General features: G+C 37.3%; 18 protein-coding genes. 3 read left to right on the top strand and 15 right to left on the bottom strand.

The features are described 5' to 3' along the window. Positions 1–175: 175 nt before the first annotated feature. From AAG186_RS03885 to AAG186_RS03835, 11 genes are all read right to left on the bottom strand, one after another. Complete coding sequence (locus AAG186_RS03885) at positions 176–565, bottom strand: hypothetical protein (RefSeq protein ID WP_237558260.1); 390 nt, start codon at positions 563–565, stop codon at positions 176–178. After that, positions 522–1,910 carry a Y-family DNA polymerase gene (locus tag AAG186_RS03880; protein WP_161636545.1) on the bottom strand — a complete coding sequence of 463 codons (1,389 nt, stop codon included), beginning with the start codon at positions 1,908–1,910 and terminating at the stop codon, positions 522–524. The genes AAG186_RS03885 and AAG186_RS03880 overlap by 44 nt, the downstream gene beginning before the upstream one ends. Before the next feature lie 59 nt (positions 1,911–1,969). Beyond that, positions 1,970–2,593 carry an ATP-binding cassette domain-containing protein gene (locus tag AAG186_RS03875; RefSeq protein ID WP_161636546.1) on the bottom strand — a complete coding sequence of 208 codons (624 nt, stop codon included), beginning with the start codon at positions 2,591–2,593 and terminating at the stop codon, positions 1,970–1,972. Continuing rightward, a complete protein-coding gene (locus AAG186_RS03870; RefSeq protein ID WP_342622056.1) occupies positions 2,590–4,752 on the bottom strand; it encodes a hypothetical protein in 2,163 nt (720 codons plus the stop codon). Before AAG186_RS03870 ends, AAG186_RS03875 begins: the two co-directional genes overlap by 4 nt. A gap of 74 nt (positions 4,753–4,826) precedes the next feature. Then, positions 4,827–6,221 carry an aspartate ammonia-lyase gene (locus AAG186_RS03865; protein WP_342622055.1) on the bottom strand — a complete coding sequence of 465 codons (1,395 nt, stop codon included), beginning with the start codon at positions 6,219–6,221 and terminating at the stop codon, positions 4,827–4,829. 36 nt (positions 6,222–6,257) lie between these two features. Further along, positions 6,258–7,634, bottom strand: a complete 1,377-nt coding sequence (locus AAG186_RS03860; RefSeq protein WP_342622054.1) for a class II fumarate hydratase — start codon at positions 7,632–7,634, stop codon at positions 6,258–6,260. Then, positions 7,635–8,816, bottom strand: a complete 1,182-nt coding sequence (locus AAG186_RS03855) for an NADP-dependent malic enzyme (RefSeq protein ID WP_342622053.1) — start codon at positions 8,814–8,816, stop codon at positions 7,635–7,637. Positions 8,817–8,975: 159 nt separating this feature from the next. Then, positions 8,976–11,489, bottom strand: coding sequence for a Cna B-type domain-containing protein (locus AAG186_RS03850; RefSeq protein ID WP_342622052.1), 2,514 nt, complete (start codon positions 11,487–11,489; stop codon positions 8,976–8,978). A 170-nt stretch (positions 11,490–11,659) separates the two neighbouring features. Beyond that, on the bottom strand, positions 11,660–13,192 hold the full coding sequence (locus AAG186_RS03845; protein WP_342622051.1) for a leucine-rich repeat domain-containing protein: 1,533 nt from the start codon (positions 13,190–13,192) through the stop codon (positions 11,660–11,662). Between the two features lie 186 nt (positions 13,193–13,378). Beyond that, positions 13,379–15,298, bottom strand: a complete 1,920-nt coding sequence (locus AAG186_RS03840) for a bacterial Ig-like domain-containing protein (protein ID WP_342622050.1) — start codon at positions 15,296–15,298, stop codon at positions 13,379–13,381. Positions 15,299–15,401: 103 nt separating this feature from the next. Continuing rightward, positions 15,402–16,655, bottom strand: a complete 1,254-nt coding sequence (locus AAG186_RS03835; protein WP_342622049.1) for a helix-turn-helix domain-containing protein — start codon at positions 16,653–16,655, stop codon at positions 15,402–15,404. 328 nt (positions 16,656–16,983) lie between these two features. Between AAG186_RS03835 and AAG186_RS03830 the strand changes: the two genes are divergently transcribed. Next, positions 16,984–17,922 (top strand): IS30-like element ISErh4 family transposase, encoded by a 939-nt coding sequence (locus AAG186_RS03830; RefSeq protein WP_342621592.1) that lies wholly within the window; start codon positions 16,984–16,986, stop codon positions 17,920–17,922. A 33-nt stretch (positions 17,923–17,955) separates the two neighbouring features. Here the strand turns inward: AAG186_RS03830 and AAG186_RS03825 are convergent, their stop codons facing one another. The 3 genes from AAG186_RS03825 to AAG186_RS03815 form a co-directional block, all read right to left on the bottom strand. Beyond that, positions 17,956–18,438, bottom strand: a complete 483-nt coding sequence (locus tag AAG186_RS03825; RefSeq protein WP_244660407.1) for a GNAT family N-acetyltransferase — start codon at positions 18,436–18,438, stop codon at positions 17,956–17,958. 173 nt (positions 18,439–18,611) lie between these two features. After that, on the bottom strand, positions 18,612–19,376 hold the full coding sequence (locus AAG186_RS03820) for a hypothetical protein (protein ID WP_342622048.1): 765 nt from the start codon (positions 19,374–19,376) through the stop codon (positions 18,612–18,614). A gap of 202 nt (positions 19,377–19,578) precedes the next feature. Further along, complete coding sequence (locus AAG186_RS03815; protein ID WP_342622047.1) at positions 19,579–19,806, bottom strand: YwbE family protein; 228 nt, start codon at positions 19,804–19,806, stop codon at positions 19,579–19,581. A 181-nt stretch (positions 19,807–19,987) separates the two neighbouring features. Here AAG186_RS03815 and AAG186_RS03810 point away from each other — a divergent pair, with 181 nt between their 5' ends. Together AAG186_RS03810 and AAG186_RS03805 are read left to right on the top strand one after the other, a co-directional pair. Further along, positions 19,988–20,509, top strand: coding sequence for an aldo/keto reductase (locus tag AAG186_RS03810; RefSeq protein ID WP_342622046.1), 522 nt, complete (start codon positions 19,988–19,990; stop codon positions 20,507–20,509). Between the two features lies 1 nt (position 20,510). Next, a complete protein-coding gene (locus tag AAG186_RS03805) occupies positions 20,511–20,831 on the top strand; it encodes an aldo/keto reductase (RefSeq protein WP_342622045.1) in 321 nt (106 codons plus the stop codon). A gap of 98 nt (positions 20,832–20,929) precedes the next feature. Here AAG186_RS03805 and AAG186_RS03800 read toward each other — a convergent pair whose 3' ends face one another. Then, the gene (locus AAG186_RS03800; RefSeq protein ID WP_342622044.1) at positions 20,930–21,565 is read right to left on the bottom strand and encodes an ABC transporter ATP-binding protein; all 636 of its coding nucleotides are present in this window, start codon (positions 21,563–21,565) and stop codon (positions 20,930–20,932) included. Between the last annotated feature and the right edge of the window lie 93 nt (positions 21,566–21,658).

Here is a 21,658-nt window from a genome sequence, read left to right as displayed (position 1 = left end):
TAAGCAAAAGACACACAAGAATCGTGTGTCTTTTTTACTTTATGTTTTTTCTAAGGTTTATACGTCAAAATGTCATTTTTGATTTTTTCCATAAAACATTTGTTTCTACTCTTATGGCTATATCTACACCGTAGTTACTGACGTGGTGGTATATGGTAAATCTTCAGATGTTTTTTTAATCCTTCACGGGATCACTTAGAATCGTAATATGTCGAATAACATCCCAACTGACAATGTTGTTTCCAACATAAAGATACATGTAATCTGAGTAACCCGTAAAGGAACCCGTAATCGTATCGATGAGGCGATTGTTTCCATCCCGTATGTTGACTTGAATGCTGATGCGACAGGACTTGGTAAAAGCATGTTGGAGCACTGAGTCCATTTCTTCTCGAGTCATTTGTGGAAGTTCAATGACTTCCTTTGTCGCATGAGTTTGTCCTTCATTAATTGTTTTTGTAAGTTCTGATAAAGCAAAGGCAGTTCCCCATTTCAAACCAAAAGGACGATCATGATAGTCGTTATAATTTGTAAATGTTTTTTTTGTTCTTCTCCGTGTCATCATCACAACCTCGACTTTCAATCCCTTCCATGCCCCCTGCATGCCCTCCTACTAAGGAACTTCGAGCAATGGCACGCCCACCTTGTGTCAAACTGCTCGCGTAAACAAGTTTTGTAAAGCCAAACTTCGTGCGTACATCATCAACCACTTGATCCAATTTGCGATCGCGATCCACAATTTCAATCGGCTCAAAAAGATTAAGTTGATCTTGGGTTGGACTTTCCAGTTGAGTGCAATTAATACCGAGATTTCGTACAACTTGAACATCGTAATACTGATCAAAAATTTTGAGTAACGCTTCCGCAATCCGTGCACTGTTATTGGTTGCCTCAATTTTCACTTGCTTACTAAATCCCGTTTTTCCAGTATCATCAATATAGCTCAGTGAATAGCCAATCCATAACCCAATGCATTTGGTGTATTTATTTTCCTTACGAAGCCGTGTTGCGACTTGGTCGGCCATTTCACGAATGACCACGATAATTTCCTGTTTGTTAGTATAATCGCGATTTAAAACCTGGGAGTTTCCAATTGATTTTGATTTTGGCGTATACACTTCACCTAAAAACGTACGGTCGATACCCCATGCATGGGCATAAAGTTGCAAACCAATTACGCCCATCTCTTTTTTTAGATGATTGTAGTTGGCGTGTGCGAGTTGCTCAATGGTCTCAATCCCCATACGTTTAAGACGCAAAGCAGTACGATTTCCAATCCCCCAAAAATCGGTAATGCTTTCAATCTTCCAAAGTTTTGTTGCGACATCTTCATAGCGCCATTCCGCTTTCATATCGCGAGTATGCTTCGCTTCATTATCAAGTGCAAGTTTCGCAAGCAATGGATTATCACCAATACCAACCGTCGTATAAATTCCCGTATCATTGTAAACATGCGTTTGAATCATCTTCGCCAGTTCGTAGGCACTCTTACAATTAAAGTATGTTAGTGAATCCGTAACATCTAAAAATGTCTCATCGACCGAATATGTTGAAACATTTTGATCATCAACATAACATCGGAAAATTTCATTAATCTGTCGGTGAATGGCCATGTAAAGATTCATTCTGGGGGGTGCAATCACGAGGTCTTCAGGATATGGAAACGGTAAATCACGTGCACGACTTACATTGCTGATTCCAAATGCTTTCTTAGCCATCGGACTTGAAGCAAGTATCAGTCCACTGCCACGTTCACGAACGCTCTCACTGGGATAACTCATCACCACTAATTTCGTTTTTAATGGATTTAAACCCCGGGCAACGGCCTCACACGATGCGTAAAAACTTTTACAATCAATGCATAATATATCGCGTGACGGCTCTTTCTCATAATCAAAGACCAGATTCATGTAAACCACCTCCTGTCTAAAATTATAACGAAAATAGACGACACTTAATGACGTCTATTTTAAGTTTCTAAATAAATAACATGATCTGCGAGCGCGATTAAATCTTGATCATGCGTTACAACAACAACCGTTTTCCCACGCGCCTGTAAATCTTTTAGAAGATCAAAAATAAGATATTTATTCGCTGCGTCTAAACTACCCGTAGGTTCATCCGCAAGAATCAGATCACAAGGTTTAAGGAGTAATCGGGCAATCGCAATTCGTTGTTGTTCTCCCCCGGAACATTGATAAACATGTTGATCTAAAATATTGGGCAGTCCTACCTGATTCAAGGCATCAAGCATCGTATCTTGAGAAGTCTTTAACCCTTCCATCGCAATTTTTAAATTATAGGCTACGGTCTTTTCTGGAACCAATGCGAAGTTTTGAAATAAATAGCCAATATGATTGCGTAACATGGTGGTTGCCCTCCGTGAAAAGGGTTTAAGATTTCGCTGGGTTAAAATTGTGACATCCCCGCTATCCGGAACATCCAAAAGCCCCATGATATTTAAAAGCGTACTTTTTCCAGATCCCGAAGGACCGGCAATAATCGTAAAACTGTTTTGAGGAATCGTAAGCGAATAATCTTTAAGAATTACACGATTTCCAAATGTTTTGGTAATGTTTTCAAGTTGAATCATCCTAAATCTCCTTTCAAGAAATACAACACATGTTCATTTTCAAATTTTCGAATTTGGTAAATCATCCAGATAAAATCCGTTAAGAGTACAAGAAATGATAGAAATGTTAGACTTTGAATCGAAATCTTTGGACTCCCTTCTGAAGCCATCCTCGTTGAATACATAATCACAATCACATAGCCAACCACAACAGACATCATATTCCACACAATCACGCCACCATAGCGTTCCATGTGATGTTTCCCCTGGAGATACTGTACTGAAACTTCCATACCTTTTTGGTCGATAAACATCTCAAAAATCAAGCTTGAAAACAAGACCATGAGCGATAAGATTGCACCGAACATCACATAAAATTTAAATTGATTTTCTTTATACAGTGTCATCGTTGTTTCAAAGACGTCTTCTAATCTTGTGATTTCAGGCATATCGCTCCACTTTGAAATCTCTTGAACAACGTGATTAAAAGAAGCTTCCTTCGATTGTGAAGCAAAGACTGAATTCGTACTAATCCACTCCACAAATTGTGCGTCTGGCGTCACTACTATTAAGATGGGGACGTTCCTACGAATGCTATTGCGGGTATTTTGGTACGTTGTTGAGGCGACGTTTGGTGTTTGACGGACTGGGATGGTATCCACTTCAAAATGTGGTATTGGCATATCCTCACTGCCTTCAGGTACAAGCATCGTGTTCCTTTCAAGTCTCCTTAAATCAAGAACATGACCCTCTCTTGTGAGAATTGACTCACCGTTAAGTGCATTCCGATTTGTAATAATGTATCCCAGGTCTCCATAACGATCTATCATTGAATCACTATTGATATACGATAAACCATAATGTTCTACCAATTCAAAGACCTTCATATTAAACGCATCCGATTCACTCGATGTCGTGTCATAACCATAGTTAATTGAACTGATCATTAATCCTGATTGCAATGCTGGGGTCTTCGAAACAATATGTTTATATTGTCGAATGTTTTGATAGGAATCATAGATTCCTACCAAGGGAATCGCTAAGATTACTACCGCAACGATTTTAAACCATGGAATAACAATCTGGATAATCCTAGATTTTGTACGTCTCTTTAGAAACATGCTTTTTACAGTAAAAGTTTGAAATAAGAAAAACAGGATTATTGTAACCATGACAAACCCAAAATAGATTGCTGTAAGTATGCCTAAATTACGAAGATATCGTAGTGAGATCGTGTGAATGAAACCAATGTTTATCACACTCATCACGATGAATGTGCTTATGAAAACAGCGAGATATCCTAAAACGGGTCTTAGAAAGATTTTCTTAAAGATAAGAATCGGTCGGTTGCCATGGAGGTGTCGAATGGTGATTTCACGATTTTCTTCCAAATTAATCATGACAAGAATGGTAAATAACGTCCCAATCGTTAAAATTAAGAGTGAATTGGGAAATTCAAACGGATTGGTGAAAGCGTTCAGCTGCATGAGTTGATCAAGTACTTCAACTTCTCTAGAATCATCTGAAATCACCATACCACAGTAGGCGTGATCACTTACATCCGCACAGGGAATCAGTGGTTGCAGAAAATCGTTATAAAATGCATCTTTAAACGTTCCCATCTTTTCCGGTTGCACAAATACTTGAAGACCAACAATGAGATGCTCCGACTGATTGTCTCTATTTTCCAAAAAGTGAAGCGGATAGTAGTTGATTTCTGGATTGTAGGAATCACTTTTTGGCGCGTTTTCATTACGATTAAACGGTAATACGTACGCAGTCGCATCTTTGTGAAGCGGATTGTTTGAAATAGAGCGCTGTTCTTCTTGAGATTTAAAATTGAAATCATCGATACGGTCACTCAGTTTTAAGTGGTTCAAAACTTGACTTTGATCCGTATAGACATAGAAATTATTGGTATAACGATCTTGATTATTAATCACACCATCATAATTATATTTTTGAAAAAACGCAATCAGTTCGCCAAGAAACGATGATTGGCTTCCTTGATACCGTTCCATACTCAAACTCATAGTTACTGTCTTCATTGACCCATTAAGCTGTTCTTGTTTAAAAAGCAAATTTTGACTTGCTTTATAGCCTCGATCAAATTGTGTAAACGTAATATTAAACAAAAGCAATGCCGTTAAAATCGTAAAAATGTAACCAAGTTTACGCATCAAATCCCCCCTTATTTTACGAAAAAACACAGAATTTTTACTGTGTTTTTTCAATTAAAACGTTTATTTCAGGCTTACCGTGGATGAATCATGGATTCGGGTTTTAAAGCCTCATCCACCTCAGCCTCACTCATCAAGCCTTGTTCAAGGACTAAAGTCTTAAGTGATTTATTTTCTTTAAGGGCTTGTCTGGTAATTTCAGAAACTTTCTCATAACCCAAATATTTCACCAATGCTGTTGCCATCGCAAGTGAGTGTTCCACGTAATCTTGAATGCGATGTTCATTAACTTTAATATCCTGAATTGCATGAATGCGTAACGTTGCGCATGCATGGCGTAAAATCTCCAAGGATTCAAACAAGTTATCGAATAAAACGGGTTCAAACACATTCAACTCCATTTGCCCGGCTTCGGCGGCAAGAGTAACCGTCGCATCATTACCAATCACTTGAAAACAAACTTGATTCACAACTTCAGGTATCACTGGATTAACTTTACCCGGCATGATTGAACTTCCCGGTTGTTTTTCAGGAAGAAATATTTCATTAAACCCTACCTTGGGTCCTGATGCCATCATCCGGATGTCATTACAAATTCGCGATAAGCCTACCGCAAAGGTCTTTAATGAACTATGAACATTCGCAAAGCCATCGACGTGCTTGGTTGCATCGACGAGGTCTTCTGCACTTACAAAAGATTTTCCTGTAATTCGACTTAAGTGCGAAACAGCTTGTTCGCGATACCCTTCAACTGAATTAATGCCCGTCCCTACTGCGGTTGCCCCTAAATTAATAACTTGCATTTCACTCAGAGACTGTTTTAACCGTTGGATATCACGGCGTATTACAGACTCATAACTATGAAAGACTTGCCCCATTGAAATCAAAACGGCATCTTGAAGATGGGTCCGTCCGACTTTGATGATCTTACTAAATTCCAGGGCTTTCGCATGAAATGTATCTGCGAGAAAGGTCATCTCTTCAACCAACAACATCCCAAGATTTAAAACCGTTAGTTTTCCAGCTGTTGGAATGATGTCGTTTGTAGACTGTGCCCGATTCACATGATCATTGGGATGGATGTAGTCATAAACACCAATCGGCCGGTTTAATATTTGGGCTGCCCGATTAGCGATAATTTCATTTACATTCATATTCATGGACGTCCCCGCACCTCCTTGAATCGCATCTGTGATAAATGCATCTTTATACTTACCACTTATAATCTCATCACATGCAAAAACAATTGCATCACAGCGAGGTCCATCCAACTCACCCACTGATTTATTGGCAAGGGCACACGCCTTTTTAACCTGAGCCAATGCTAGGTACATCATATCATTGACACGTCTTCCTGTTATCTGAAAATTTTGAAGTGCACGGACTGTTTGTGCACCATACAAAGCATCCTTAGGAACCTTAACGCTCCCTAAAGAATCATATTCAATACGAACATTTTGGTTTTTCATACCGTTCTCCATTTTGTCTTTAAGTTCATTTAAATATTACTGGGCTTCGTCAGGTTTAATCATTTTTTGATAATCAAAAAATGCATCAAATTCATCGGGACGCATTGCCCCAAGTTCTACTACGACCGTTTTTATGCTTTTACCCTCTTGATGAGCTTGATTCACAATTTTCGCGGTCTGATCGTAACCAAACTTACGATTTAAAAATGTGGCAGTCATTAAAGATTGATGCAGATTATCGGACATTTGGTGTGTATCAACATCAAGCCCTTTTAAACATCGAAGGTTAAAAGAATTCAAAGCATCCGAAAGTAAGCAAATTGACTGACTGGTGTTATGGATAATTAATGGCATAAAGGTATTTAATTGGAAATTCCCCAATGCCGCACCAATGGTAATGGCAGTTTGATTTCCCATAACTTGTGCACACACCATCATTAAGGCTTCACACTGTGTTGGATTCACCTTTCCAGGCATGATCGAGCTCCCCGCTTCATTTTCAGGCAATACGATTTCTCCCAAACCACAACGCGGTCCACTGGCTAAAAAACGGATATCATTTGCCATCTTCATACTGTTTGAAGCAATAGCGGCTAGGGCGCCTTGTAAGAAAACAAAACTGTCTTTAGAACTGATGGCATGGAATTTATTGGGAGTCGGTCTAAACGATTCGTGATACATTTGATTCAAAGCATCACATACCGCTTGGTCAAACCCTTCGTAAGCATTTAAACCCGTACCGACCGCTGTGGCACCAATTGCAAGAGATCGCAAAGACTCTAAGCACATATGTAATTGTTCAAGGCCTTCATGATACATATGCCGCCATGCCCCAAGCTCTTGACCAAACGTAATCGGTGTTGCATCTTGAAGATGTGTTCGACCGGTTTTCATTATAGATCCATATTCTGCGATTAATTGATCAAATGTTTCAATCATGTGTTCCATACTTGGAATGAGCCGAGTTTTAATCAACAAAACCGTACTTAAATGCATGGCAGTTGGGAACATATCATTAGAACTTTGAGCATAATTAACATGGTCATTGGGGTGAACGCCTTCCCCTTTAAAGTGCGTGTTTGCAATGTGTGCAATCACTTCATTCACATTCATATTTGTTTGGGTACCACTTCCGGTTTGCCAAATTGAAAGCGGAAATGCATCGTCTAAATCATTTTCTAAGATAAAATCGCATGCATCAGTTATTGCACGAACCGTGTGTTCCGCTATTTTATGATGAGCATGGTGAACTTGGGCCGAAACTTTTTTTAAAACAATCAAGGATTCAATCAAGGATTTAGGCATGGTTTCCTGACCAATTGGAAAATTTTCAATGCTCCGTTGGGTATTAACACCCCAAAGTGCATCGTTTGAAATCTCAATACGTCCAAACTTATCTTCAAATGTTGACATTTAGTCCTCCTTTGCAACACCCGTTTCAATGGCTTTTTGAGCTACTGCGTTTGATACTGCATCCACAACACGTGGATCAAGTACACTTGGAATAATATATGTTTCACTCAGTTCTTCTTCGGTAATTAAACTTGCGATAGCTTGTGCAGCAGCAAGTTTCATGGATGCATTAATTTCCGTTGCATAAACGGAGAGAGCACCTTTAAAAATTCCTGGAAAGGCGAGGACATTATTAATTTGATTGGGATAATCGGAGCGTCCCGTCCCAACAACACGTGCGCCGCCTTTAATTGCTTTGTCGTAAGGAACTTCTGGATTTGGATTTGCAAGTGCAAAAACAATAGCATCTTTATGCATTGACGCAATATCTTGTTCCGTCAATAAATTCGCAATGGAAACACCAATAAAAATATCTGCATCCACAAGTAAGTCTTGTAATGTTTGGGCTTCCAAGTCATCGCTTAGATACTGACATAAATCCGCTACAACCGCATCATCTTCATATGACTGTGTTGTTGAGATAATGCCTTGGCTGTTTGTCGCATAAAGATTTCGTGCACCGTATGCATAAAGCATCTTGATAATCGCACTCCCTGCAGCACCCGTTCCTGAGATCACAATCTTGGTGTCAGCTAACGCTTTTCCCACAAGACGACAGGCATTGATTAGTCCTGCCAGAACAACAATTGCGGTCCCGTGTTGATCATCATGAAATACAGGGATTGATAATGAACGCTGTAATGTTTCTTCAATAAGGACACATTCAGGGGCCTTAATGTCTTCTAAATTAATCGCACCAAATGATGGTGCAACCATCTCACAAAATGCAATGATGTCTTCAGGTGTTTGCGCATCAATCACTAAAGGAATCGCATTGAGACCTGAAAAGGCTTTGAAGAGCATTGCCTTTCCTTCCATAACCGGAAGGCCCGCCTCCGCACCAATATCACCTAACCCTAAGACAGCAGAACCGTTACTGATCACCGCGACCGTATTGCCCTTCCATGTATAGTCGTAGACCTTATTGAGATCTTCTTTTATTTGAAGACAAGGCTCTGCAACGCCTGGAGAATACAAAAGTCTCAGGTCCTCTTGTGATGTTACCGGTTGTTTAATATCGACTTCAATTTTCCCTTGAAGTTTTCGATGTAATTCTAGTGATGCATCTTTTAATTGACTCATACAATACTCCTTCTATTTTATCTCTATTTTATCATTTTCATCTATTAAATAGGTTAAGGCTGTGTGTAAATCCAAAAGAAAGCAATTATGAACAACATGATTATACAAAAAAGCCCGAAGCAAAGGCTTACGAGCTTTTTCAATCTAAAACTTTAAGATCTATTCACGATTTTTAATAGCCATCAATGCCATGCCTAAGAAAACAAAGATTGATCCGATCTGATTATCTGTAATTCCAGTTTGCGGCAAAGTCTTCGTTTTGGATTGGTGTTGATAATGATTGGTGATATCAAATCCGTCGACTGTTGATTGATAATTTTGAATTGGTAGTTCATCAACTGTATAACGAATACGTTTTCCTTCTTTGTATTTTGGTAACATATCAAAGGAATACTTCCATCCATCATTTGCATAAACATCTTTCGATTGGACATGAACCCCATCAGCATAAAGTCGAATCGAAATAGAGTTTGGTCTCATGGTTTCTCGATTTTGATCGTTCCACAGTTTCTGGCCTTGGATTGAAATAGTTTCGAGAACATGAGTATTAGTAAGAATTGATTTTGTTCCATTTTCAAGCACTGAACTGCTTTGATATCCTGGAACTTCCGACACCTCTTGAACATGATAATCAACTATTACTCCGTTTGAATCAAATCTTGGCAAATCACTCCAAGTAAACATCCATTGCATACTTTCATCAAGGTTAACTGGATTACCATAAGGAACTTGGTTCGCATATAATTGCACCTGAATCGATAGCGGACGTAGACCATCCCGATTATTGTCATCATCCCATACCTTTAAAACCTGATGTGATATAGTATTCGATTGATAACGATTATGAAGGTCAAAGCCATCTACGGTTAAATCGAATCCTGCCACTTCATCTTCGTCAATTGAATAGAGAATTTCTTTTCCATCCAAAAATTTCGGGAGATTTGGGAATTGATATGCCCATCCTTGATCTTTGGTCACAGTTTTCGATTCAATTTTAGTTCCATTTGCATAGAGATTAACCGTTATTTCACTTGGAACCACACTTTGATTGAATGGTTGAGTATTTGGTGACACCGCTTCGCTTTTTGTGTCAAAATGCCAGTATTTCTTACCTTTAATTTCAATCTGTTCTGGACTATGACGGTTCGTAATGGTTAAGCCCTCAACAACAGAATCATAACCCGGCACTGCGTCCTCATGGACTGTATACACAATTTCATTGCCAGCATCATCCAACTTTGGAATATTTAAAAATGTATACTTCCAATTTGTTTCGGCTGAAACAAATTGTTTATAAGTCGTGTCTGCACCGTTTGCACGTAAACGAACCGCAATTTGATCGGGTCGAATTCCATCACGATTATAATCATCGTCCCATATTTTTTCACCCGATATTGAAATTGTATCGATAAAACGCTTATTAATAATCTCAGTATAATATTCTTTCGTCCCATCAAAATCATTTTCTGTGATGCGCAGTTCTTTATCTAGTCGCATATACCCTTTTGGAGCTTCAAGTTCTTTTATTGTATAGTGATCTTTTAAAAGACCCGTGAGTACTCCAATCCCAGTTTCATCAGTTGTGATTGTACCTACTGACTGCCCAACTGAATCACGGATGACATCAAACTTCGCACCGGCTAAGGGTGTGCCCGATTCATTTTTCTTAAGAATTCGAATCGTGTAATGATATCCATTTGCGTATCCTCCCGATGTTTGAAATGTAAGCTCCGTATCTCGTTCCCTAATTATCTCCTTATTGGCTTTCATAACGGCATAGTTTTCAAACGATTCACCATTTAAGGCATCATGGTTCGAAAGTACTTTGTAATCAATTCGATAACCGACTTTATCTATATCACCGAAATCTACAGAAAATTGGGTTGCATCTTCATTTATCAATATTTGAAATTTATCCGTTACATCGCGACTTTCGTCCAAGACAAATGAGCCTGCATCATTTACACGCCAAATACCTTGTGTAATTTTAAAGCTTGAAACATCATATCTTAATCCCGGTGATTTCAATGAATCTTCAACATGAACATCATTATACGTTGCGGCTGAGCCATTGATTCTTAAGACATAACGGAGTTCAGTTCCGTTATCATTATTAAACCAAGCATATTTAGTAAATTTTTCAGAAGGATTATCACCAACTTTTTCGTATTCCAAATCACCAACAAAGTAAGATTGACCGTCAATATCAATCCATATAGGAACCGATTGCTTTTCAGTAATGGTTTGTGTATCAATGCGAACATTTACAAAAAGACCTCCACTGACATCTGAATGATGTTCGGGATAATCGGTATAGGTCATTAATATTGTTTTAGTTTGAGCATCCACTTTTGCGACAGCAATAACATCGCCTTTTTTATTTTCAATATTAAATTCTTGATCTTTTAGAAGTCGTAATGATTTTGGTAATTGAATAAGGGTGGTATCCCCTTTTTTCACTGTATTGTTAGGAAGTTCAAACTCAAAATTTAATTGGACATCAGTCCATTGATTAATGTTTGAAAGTGGCTTCCCTTTACTATCTGTAATTGTCATTTTGGTAATATAACGATTATCCGCATATACATTACGAACTGAAGCGGTCCCCAAAATGTTTAGAATCAAACCAGTCATGAGTATAAATACCATAAAATAATGTTTTTTCTTAAACATCACATACCCTCCTCTGCATTTATGATTATATACATTCACAAATAAATCTTATATTACCTAATTTATGATCTCAACACGAACTCTACCATTCATAGTTGAACGGCAGCAATTCGTCAAAAGTCATTGGTATGACTCACTTTCAACTACAATAATTTGTTATTTTAAATGAGTTATTCACATGTGCGATGGCGTACAAATCGACAAACGAGAAGTAACATACCAAAAACAATTAAGTAGTGTGAAACAGTATCACGTTCGCTAACGCCCGTCAACGGCAAGGTATTTGGTTCGTCCTTATTATTTGTTATCGTTTTGGATTTATTCGTAGATTTTATTTCAGGTGGCATCACTGAGTGGGATTTATCCTCGTGTTGTTCTGGTCGATTTTGGGTATCTAAATCATGTTTTGGGGTGTTCTTTTCCTCTTGCGAAATCTTTGGCGAGATTACAATTGTTATTGGATGAGAAACCACATGTCCTGATTTAAAAACGACATTAAGATTGCGCTTGAGCGTACCTTCAACATCATAGTCGACAGGTACATCCAACGTCATTGTTTGAATCTCTGGATGATCCTTTAAAAGTGACTCAAACAAATACGGATTTCCTAAAGATGTCATAAATTCTTGAGGTAAATTTACTTTGGGCATTGGCTGCAGCGGAATAAGCGGGCTCGTTTTCACAATACGACCAATTTTCAAGCGACCCGTCATCATTTTTTCTCCATCACTCAAATCTTTTTTTAAGAAACGAATCTCATGAACTAAATCAAGATCTTTAAGTGTAAATTGATGGTTTTCATTATCATATGTGATTTTATCCGAGAAAATATCAGGCTTAATTACGTCTCCATCAATCCACTTAAATGGATTCTTAAATGAGTACACACCTTCATGTTCTAAAAGGTCAACTTCCGCAACTTGGTCAAATGCTTTCAAGTCTGTAACTGAACTTGGGATATGACTCAAATCAGAGATTCTATTTTTGGAAAGATCAAGTTCTTTCAGTTGCGGTAACGTCTTCAATAAATCTACATTTTTCAATTCATTATTTTTGAAATTCGCAAAGACAAGTTGGTTTAGTTGGGCTACATCTGGCAATGATTCAAGCCCCAACGATTCAAGCGTCAAATATTGGAGTTGGGGATGATTAAGACTCAACGTCCTTGGATTAATCCGTTCATCCCGAACGATAAGACGCTCAAGTTCTTGGTAACCTCTCAGAAAGTTCGCATCTTCCATTCCGGTATTTACCATCGATAAATCACAGATTGTGTTGGGCAAACGCTCTGGATTAACGACATTAATATTTTGAAATCCAAGTTGAGTAAGATGAATATTTTTCAGAACATCCGCATCAAATTGTGTATCATTTTTCTTGAACTGAGTAATCAAGAGACTCTTTAATTCATTTAAGTGCTTGAGTGGGGTATAGTCCCGCACTCCTGAATTCATAATCATCAGTTTCTTTAAGTTTGGAATGTATTCAAATTCATCTAGACTTTTGGTATTGCGAACTGGAAATCGATTTAAATCCTCTATTCCCTTTAAAGACTCTAAATCAAAGGCATTTTCTTTTGATTTCAATGCCCGTTGGACGGCATTTCGAATCCCTTCATCCTCGAGGGTAATGGATGCAGCATGTACAGGTATTTGAAACCAAAACATAAATGCACACAGTAAAACAACAATTTTTTTCTTCACGGTATCCTATCTCCTTTATTCTAAATGCAAAGTGTTCGCATTTAGAATATTCGATTTTTAGCGATTCGTCAACCTCTTTTATATAAATTTGAAGGATATACTCTAAAATAAAAAAATCGTCATGTACTGAAAACATAAAAAAACAGACATGATAATTTTCATGCCTGTTTAAGAAAAACATACGTTTTAGTGTTCGCTACGCTTTGCTTTTATCACTTCTAAAACAAGTAACAAAGCACCGAAGCCAATGACTGCTTCACCATAGTATGATTTTGAAATTCCTGTATTAGGAAGTGGATCGGGTGTTTCAGGTTTCTCAGGAATTACCGGTGCATTATCATCAATAACGTGAACTGTTATCTCTGCATAAGTATTCTTTTCATCACTACGTGTCTTAGATTTTAGGCTATACATAATCGTGTATTCGCCTACTTGTTGTGTGTCGACGGAACCTTTGACGTCAATAGTATCCAGTGAGAACGCGATAGCATTCCCGTCTTTGTCTGTTGCGGACACGAAGTTATCTTTAGCATCCCACGTATCACCAACATGAATCGTCGAGTCTTTTGCGTTAATACGCGTTAAGTCTTCTTTGACCACAACCGTCGCAATTGAGGAAGTGGATCCATATCGATAGGTAATTAAATACGTACCTGGCTTAGTCGTATCAACAACCCCTTCAACAGTAATATCCTCAAAGGCAATCTCATTTCCCTGAGAGTCACTTGCTTTGACGAAATTATCTTCCGATTTCCACGTATCACCAACATAGAGCGTACTGTCTTCAACATCAATTTTTACCGTTACTTTTGAAAAGGGTGTGATTACATTTCCTTTAAACTCAAGTTCACCACCATTATAAACACGGTGATAAGACCATTCAGTAATCATTTCACCCGTGTCTACCGTAAAATTAGTCCAGTTCATCGTGGATGTCGTGTCATCAAATGTTCCCGTTGCATGACTTCCAAGCGGATCGACCCACACGAGTGGTTGACCCTCATAATCGATAAGTTCAATTTTTTGAGCATATGAATCACCTTGAAGTTCGACGGCATCTTCATAAATTCCCTGCTCATTAACGTAAATCATAACACCCGGACGAAGTGCTAAAATATCATTTAAAGATGAAATATCAGAAATATGATTTTGATCGAGGCTGATACTATTGGCATAACCAACATTAGGACCATCTGGCGCAATCGCAATGCTTAAGATGACACCAATATCATCATTGTTTAATCCTGAATTATCAAGGTTTATCGTTGAAATCTTCTTGCCTTCTAAAGCAACAATTGAACTTAACGGATTGTTTCCAATTGATAAGTAACCGATGGCATCAAAATGAGCAAGTGCACTAATGTCTTCGATTTCATTGACACTTAACGTAATCATATCCATTTCAGTTTGTGGCATTTGATTTAAAAATGAAATATCGCTAATTTTATTTTGTGCTGCACCAAACGTTCTTAAATGAGCTAGGCTTGAAACAAACGAGATATCCGTTAAACCATTTTTTGTTAATAGTAGGGTTTCAAGATTATCCAATTGACCAATCCAACTAAAATCAGCACCGGCATAATGAGCTTCCGCAAACGTAATTGATAAGGATTCTAAGCTTGCCTTCGCATCGACAATAACTTCTAAATCCGTAACATGATCCCCTTTAATCTCAAGCGTTTTCAACACGGGATTGGTTCCAAGATTTGGACCAATTTCAATCGCATTCGCATTATTACGCAAAACGATATTTGATAATACCGGTAAATTTTTAATGGGTTCAAGGGATGTAACATTTGTATTTTGAATGGTAATGGTTTGAACATTAACAAGTTGGTCAATTCCCGTTAAATCCGCTACATCTGCTTTATCAATATCCAATATCGTAACATTTAATAAATCGGCTGGTGTTAAATCTTCAACAGCTATATTAAGCTTTGTTGCAATAATCTCACGTAAAGCAGCATCCGGTATTAAATCTTCTACCGTTCCTGCTTTTAAAATAGGCGTGACAGTGTTTTCTGAAGCTTCCAAAGCCATTAAAGGGGTAATTCCTGAGACAAGTAAACTTAATGCAGATGCAATCATAACCTTCTTTTTAATCATATATTATTCTCCTCTATACTTTAATTAGAAATATCATCAATACAAATAGAAAGCCTGGCTTCGAAAAAACACATTTTGAAAAACACAACCCCCTTTCACATGATCAATGACCCCCTCTCATTTGTTTTTCAATTAAAAGTTGACTGATTGAAGTTAACGCGGAAACACGACCGCCCGTAACAGTTGAAACTATCACGGTATCTTTCAGACGGTCCACCCCAACGGTAAATGAGTCTGTAATGATAAGGGCGGCGGATGTTGGTTCAAAAACAAACTCAATCAACGATGGATTGTAGATATGACTTAATTCCGTCTGAATTTGGTCTCGTAAAATAAAATCATAAGCAAAATCCAAATAAATCGATACTTTTGGCAAATGAGTGGGTTTAAAAGGCATGGTGAGGGCCAAAAAATTTAGAAATGATTGGGGGAGTTCATACGAACTCAAGAGCGCTTCAACATTAATATCATGGACATTTGACTCAAATAACGTTTGAAGCTGTTCATGCAACATCGATTCTCCGACCACGATATTTTCACACAGCGTGTAAATCACAAGCAACTCAGTCACATCCAGCGTCTCATTGGTCCAACCATAATAGGATGCAATTTGATGTTTGATACGTTCCATAGTATGAACATGATCGATATCAGTTTGCATGTACAAATTAAGAATACGATCATGAACTTCTGAACTGTATAATGTTTGATTTAATTGGAACGTATCATGCAGAACTTGATCGATTGGAATATTAATGAAAGAGGCTTTATCTGTATTTATAAAAAGTGAGTATTGCCCCAACACCGATGTCGCATTTTGGTAATGACACTGAATCATCATTAGATCGGCCAAAGTAAATTGACGTGGCGTAAATAACTTAATAAAGCGGTAACTGTGATACAAGCAATTTAAAGGATGACCCGCAAGCACAATTGAATTTTCTTTCAAATCAAAACGCAAATCGTAGTTGGAAAACACATCATTAATTTCTTGAATGCGACGATAGGCCGTACTGCGCGAAATATGTAATGCGTCTTCGATCTTATTTAGGTGACAGTGTCCATCCGACCTAAAATCCTCTAAGATTTGCGAAATCATGGCCACACACTTACTTTGACTCGCATAAAACGCAAACATTTTATAAGCAATATTTCTTAAATAGTACTTTTCTTCTTGTTGAAGAGCACCGAGACTCTCATATTGAGTTCCCGTTACTTCGTAAACATCTTGCAAAACATCTTGAACAAGACGACTTTCATGGCGTTGTGAATAGAAGGTTTCTTGGGAACCCGACTTCAATGAAACGATCAATAATTCAAGTTTAAATTTTTCAGATTTATTCATCAATTCAATCATAGAATCCCCTCCTGTTTTTAGCCTATGGATTAAAAATTTAATGTAGTATATTAAGATGATAATACCATGTGATTGAACCTCACACTATGAAAATACATTTCACAGTACATCGGTAGTATTTCTGTAGCGTTATTTTATTATAGATATTCAACATGTGCGGTTCAATCTTTGTCTTGAAACGCCAAAAATTGTGACACAAAGACCTGAAAATGGAAAAAAAACTCACAGAGACGTGAGTTTTCCTAAATTCAAATCTCAACCGCACCACCCAAGGTGCGGTTGTTTTTGTATAATAAAAGGAGCCCACCCGACTAAAAGGAGCTCCCATATGAAGTATAAACAATTAGATAAAAAAATGAAAGACCAAATTGATATTCTATTAAGCATCGGCTACTCTATGCGCAAGGCAGCACGTAAACTCAATATATCTCATTCTACGATTTCTAGATATAAAAATAATGTCTATAAGAAACGAACGATTGATATTCGAGAAAAATATTCCCACTTAATCGAATATCTGCATTCTCATTATGATCCTAAAGTTCATTCGGTAGAAGTATGCTTGAGTAACTATAAACGATATCATCCATATAAACCGTGTGTTTCATCGCAGCAAGTCTATAACTGGATTAATCAAGGTAAACTTGATATAAAACCAAATAGAATGTGCTATAAACGTCGAAAACGTAAAAAGAGAATTAGTGGAATGATGAATCACTTGAAATGGAACTTGGAAGAGAAAACAGTACTTCCAATTAGCCTTAGACCTAAATACATTGAGGAACGTAACGAGATTGGCCATCTCGAAATCGACTCTATAATCGGTAAGAAACATGAATCTGCAGCGATTATATCCATTGTAGACCGCTGCTCAAGAATGACCTGGCTTATTAAAGCAGAATATCGATATGACTATTACACATCAAACTTAATTCGAAAATTTATTGAAGAGAATAATATAACCACGAAATCGATAACAGTCGATAATGGACTTGAATTTAAAACATTAGGCATTACAGCCAAGCGGTTGGGTGTGAAACTATATAAGTGTGATCCATACTGTTCTTTTCAACGTGGAACCAATGAAAGAGCGAATGCAATCGTGAGAAGGTTTATACCAAAAGGAAAATCAATGTATGATATAGCGCAACAATATCTTGATGATATTTGCTTCAAAATTAACTCAATGCCGCGAAAAATATTTGACTTCAAAACGGCCTATGAGATAGACTTTAATAAAAGTAAAAGTGGTGCGGTTGAGATTTGATAAAAGAAAACTCACAGAGACGTGAGTTTTTTATTATGATATCTTTCCATTATGATCATGTGTTCGCTTAATCAGTAGAGCATGTTTAAAATCCATACCGAGATCTTCAATATATAAACTTAATAGTTTTTGGTAATCCGATGCATTCGCAATCACTCCAATCAAATCGACCTGTGAGGCCACACACGCTTCCACAAACTTAAACAATCCTTGCCCAACCTTCTGATTTCGATAAGGTTTCGAGACAAACAATTCATCCAGCTCGAAGACACGTTCACCAACTTGATTGTACGATGTCGCTTGTGATAATTCTTTAATTGTTCCCAATGCATAACCTATAATCTTTGCTCCATCCATTGCCATAAATAATTCCTTATCCCTATAGTAGTCTTTAGTATTGGCACTATAAGCCGAACTGCATTGTTCCTGTTCCCATTCTTCTGATAATTTAACGAATGCATCCAGATTGACTTCATGCATTGTTTCAAAATTCACTTTTCGATATTTTATCATCATATTTGTCTCCTGTGTTCAATTTAGAGTTATTATAATTGTATAATTACGAATTGAAACTATGATACACATTTAAAAGCGTTTCCTAAAAATAGCCCATGCCATTAAAATGACATAAACCATTAAAGATTTTTAATAAGTTTTTATACCTTTTCCCTATCTTTTATTTATTCGATTTAAAATAGGACACCAGGATGATTAATATCCTCTGGTTGGAATTGATTGATTTGAACTGGAAGGTAAATGCCATCCGATTTAATGCCCCCTCCTAAACTTTCCAAAAATATTTTCTCTGAGTTGTTACTCAAAGTTATACAATCATGTGTCAACAAGCGATCTACTTCCGAGATAATTCTTTCTGAAACTTCAAAATAATCTTGTTGATTGATATTAAAATTCTCTTCTGATTGTAAAGAATCAACAACAACCGCTTGACTTAGTATTCGATACTCATAAGCAAAACGCATCATCGCAAAAACCAATTCCTGTAAATGTGCCTCGTATGCATCATGACTCATTTCGTATTGCGATCGATCAATCATTACATCTACTGCCTCCTTAATGGATTCCGATGGAACGATTTCTATTGTGCTTTTCGATTCGGTTGACACATTTCGATTGAACTTCTTCTTAAAGAAGGGTTTTGCCTTATTAGTCCACCATGGCATAATAATATGTTCACTCACCTTAACAGCCACAATTACAGACAATAACCCAATTAGGCTCTCTTTGACTGAATCATCACGTGCTTGATTAAGATGATCCGATTCATAGTAGGAATGATCGAATCCATAATCATCATCAACGACTTCCCATTCCACAATATCTGTAACACGATTATGACTATCTTGGCTCACGCCTCTAACACGATGTTCATTCGTTTTCGATTGAACGAGATGTTCACCTTCCCTTAAAATCGGACGATACTTTTTATTTGTCATATTGGATACCCGCCTGTTATCTCTTAGTAATGTCTGTCGTCAAAAACCACTTTAAACCCTGATACTAAAATTACGATAGACAGATTTCTTATAAACCCATCATATCATAATCAAAGTAAAAACAAATAAATATTATCGATGGATAAAATATAACGAAACGAGAATTTAAATCATAAAAAAAAGATTTCAAAATGAAATCCTTTTAGTCTTCTAAAATTTCTTGGACGCGTCCCACTCGTCCGTCAGCTAACATTACTTTGATGCCATGTGGATGATGTGAACTGTTTGTAAGAATACGGTCTACATACCCTTCTGTAAGCTTCCCTGTACGTTGGTCTTGTTTCAACACAACATTAACATGGGCGCCTATTGTTATATCTCGACGATTTTTTCCGTTCATGTAATTCCCACTTTCAATTTTCTTATTCATATTATATCATATCGACTCCCATCCGATTCAAAACAATGTATACGATTCACGATCGATGCTTATTCAATAAAGTTCATAATTGATTACCAAGGTCGATGTTCATCTTAATTTCATCTTAGATTGATGTATATCCATGCGTTATCAGACTTAAAACTGATATACTTTATCCATGGAGGAACCTATGAAAAATACATATACTTTAAATAATGATTTGGAAATTCCTGTAATTGGTTTTGGTACATGGCAAACACCAGATGGTGAGATTGCGGAACAATCCGTACTCGATGCACTGGAAGTTGGATACCGCCATATTGACACTGCTGCCGTTTACGGTAACGAAGAAAGTGTTGGTCGTGCAATTATTAAAAGTGGCATTCCTCGTGAGGAGCTTTTCATCACAACAAAACTATGGAATGACGCTCACTCTTACGAAGGTGCTTTAGAAGCCTTGGATATATCATTGAAAAAACTTCAATTGGATTATGTCGATCTCTACCTTATTCACTGGCCCAACCCGCTCCCACTTCGTGATACTTGGGAACAAGCAAACGCTGAGGCGTGGAGAGCCATGGAAGAGGCTTATCGTGCCGGTAAGGTTAAGAGCATTGGGGTATCTAATTTCCACCCACATCACCTTGACGCACTTTTAAAAACAGCTGTGATTAAACCAAGTGTGAATCAGATTTACTTTAAGTCCAAGTGACATGCAAGAAGAACTTGTAGCATACAATAAAGCACATGGTATTCTAACCGAAGCATACAGCCCACTTGGAACAGGCAGTATCTTCGAGGTTAAAGAACTCCAAGAAATCGCTCAAAAGTATAACCGCACAGTAGCGCAGGTTGTTCTACGTTGGTCGATTCAACATGGTTTTTTACCTCTACCAAAATCAGTAACTACAAGTAGAATTATTGAAAACCATCAAGTATTTGATTTTGAATTAGATCAAGAAACAATGACTTTCATAGACTCGTTAAAAGGTACCGCGAAAGTAGCACTCGATCCTGATTCAGTAGATTTCTAAGATTTAACGTACCCAATCATATACAAAACACGCTCTTTGACTGACATAGATTCAGTTACATGAGCGTGTTTTTTAATCAATGTTTAATTGATTGGTTTTTATGCGTAATCAACAATGACATTTTTATCTTGTATTGTTAAGACGGTATCTGCTAGGTGCTCGATATGTTGATACTCATGGCTTGTGAAGATAATGATTCGGTCTTTATTAATATATCTTTTCATTAAGTCAATGAGTACCATTGTTGACCTTTTATCAAGAGCATTAAAGGGTTCATCTAAGAGTACGAGATTGGGTTGTTCCATGAACGCTTGAATAATTCTTAACTTTTGTTTCATTCCTAACGAATAAGCCTTATATCGCTTGTGAATATTGCGTTCCATATCGAAGATTTGAATTAATTCGTTAAGGAAGGTTTTATCCGTTTGTTTACGAATATTTATCAAGTACTCGAGATTCTCCATACCTGTGTAATTTTTGATGAAATGCGAGTCATTAATTAAAACACCAACACTCCTTGGAAAGTCACGGTTTACACCTAATGTTTCACCATACACATTGATTGCTCCTGTGTTGGGTTTAGAATAGCCGCATAACATCTTCATTAGGACGCTTTTTCCAGATCCATTCTCGCCAACAAGTCCTACAATTTTTCCCTTCGGAAGTTCCAAAGAGACGTCTTCGAAAATTTCTGTTTTTTTAAATCGCTTCGATACATTTCTTATCTTAATCATAATATTCTCCAATCTTTTTTGAATGACCCCAGTATAAAAAATAAGTCATAACAATGAAACATATATAGATTGAGATATACCGTAAATTGATAT

It is taken from the genome of Erysipelothrix sp. P66 (assembly GCF_038682365.1).
GTDB lineage: Bacteria > Bacillota_I > Bacilli_A > Erysipelotrichales > Erysipelotrichaceae > Erysipelothrix > Erysipelothrix piscisicarius.
This window is presented reverse-complemented; position numbering and strand designations above follow the sequence as displayed.

What these genes read in the sequence shown, in the direction of transcription:
- AAG186_RS03885 (WP_237558260.1), bottom strand. Translation starts at nt 565, where the DNA reads ATGATGACACGGAGAAGAACAAAAAAAACATTTACAAATTATAACGAC.
- AAG186_RS03880 (WP_161636545.1), bottom strand. Translation starts at nt 1,910, where the DNA reads ATGAATCTGGTCTTTGATTATGAGAAAGAGCCGTCACGCGATATATTA.
- AAG186_RS03875 (WP_161636546.1), bottom strand. Translation starts at nt 2,593, where the DNA reads ATGATTCAACTTGAAAACATTACCAAAACATTTGGAAATCGTGTAATT.
- AAG186_RS03870 (WP_342622056.1), bottom strand. Translation starts at nt 4,752, where the DNA reads ATGCGTAAACTTGGTTACATTTTTACGATTTTAACGGCATTGCTTTTG.
- AAG186_RS03865 (WP_342622055.1), bottom strand. Translation starts at nt 6,221, where the DNA reads ATGAAAAACCAAAATGTTCGTATTGAATATGATTCTTTAGGGAGCGTT.
- AAG186_RS03860 (WP_342622054.1), bottom strand. Translation starts at nt 7,634, where the DNA reads ATGTCAACATTTGAAGATAAGTTTGGACGTATTGAGATTTCAAACGAT.
- AAG186_RS03855 (WP_342622053.1), bottom strand. Translation starts at nt 8,816, where the DNA reads ATGAGTCAATTAAAAGATGCATCACTAGAATTACATCGAAAACTTCAA.
- AAG186_RS03850 (WP_342622052.1), bottom strand. Translation starts at nt 11,489, where the DNA reads ATGTTTAAGAAAAAACATTATTTTATGGTATTTATACTCATGACTGGT.
- AAG186_RS03840 (WP_342622050.1), bottom strand. Translation starts at nt 15,298, where the DNA reads ATGATTAAAAAGAAGGTTATGATTGCATCTGCATTAAGTTTACTTGTC.
- AAG186_RS03835 (WP_342622049.1), bottom strand. Translation starts at nt 16,655, where the DNA reads ATGATTGAATTGATGAATAAATCTGAAAAATTTAAACTTGAATTATTG.
- AAG186_RS03830 (WP_342621592.1), top strand. Translation starts at nt 16,984, where the DNA reads ATGAAGTATAAACAATTAGATAAAAAAATGAAAGACCAAATTGATATT.
- AAG186_RS03825 (WP_244660407.1), bottom strand. Translation starts at nt 18,438, where the DNA reads ATGATGATAAAATATCGAAAAGTGAATTTTGAAACAATGCATGAAGTC.
- AAG186_RS03820 (WP_342622048.1), bottom strand. Translation starts at nt 19,376, where the DNA reads ATGACAAATAAAAAGTATCGTCCGATTTTAAGGGAAGGTGAACATCTC.
- AAG186_RS03815 (WP_342622047.1), bottom strand. Translation starts at nt 19,806, where the DNA reads ATGAATAAGAAAATTGAAAGTGGGAATTACATGAACGGAAAAAATCGT.
- AAG186_RS03810 (WP_342622046.1), top strand. Translation starts at nt 19,988, where the DNA reads ATGAAAAATACATATACTTTAAATAATGATTTGGAAATTCCTGTAATT.
- AAG186_RS03805 (WP_342622045.1), top strand. Translation starts at nt 20,511, where the DNA reads ATGCAAGAAGAACTTGTAGCATACAATAAAGCACATGGTATTCTAACC.
- AAG186_RS03800 (WP_342622044.1), bottom strand. Translation starts at nt 21,565, where the DNA reads ATGATTAAGATAAGAAATGTATCGAAGCGATTTAAAAAAACAGAAATT.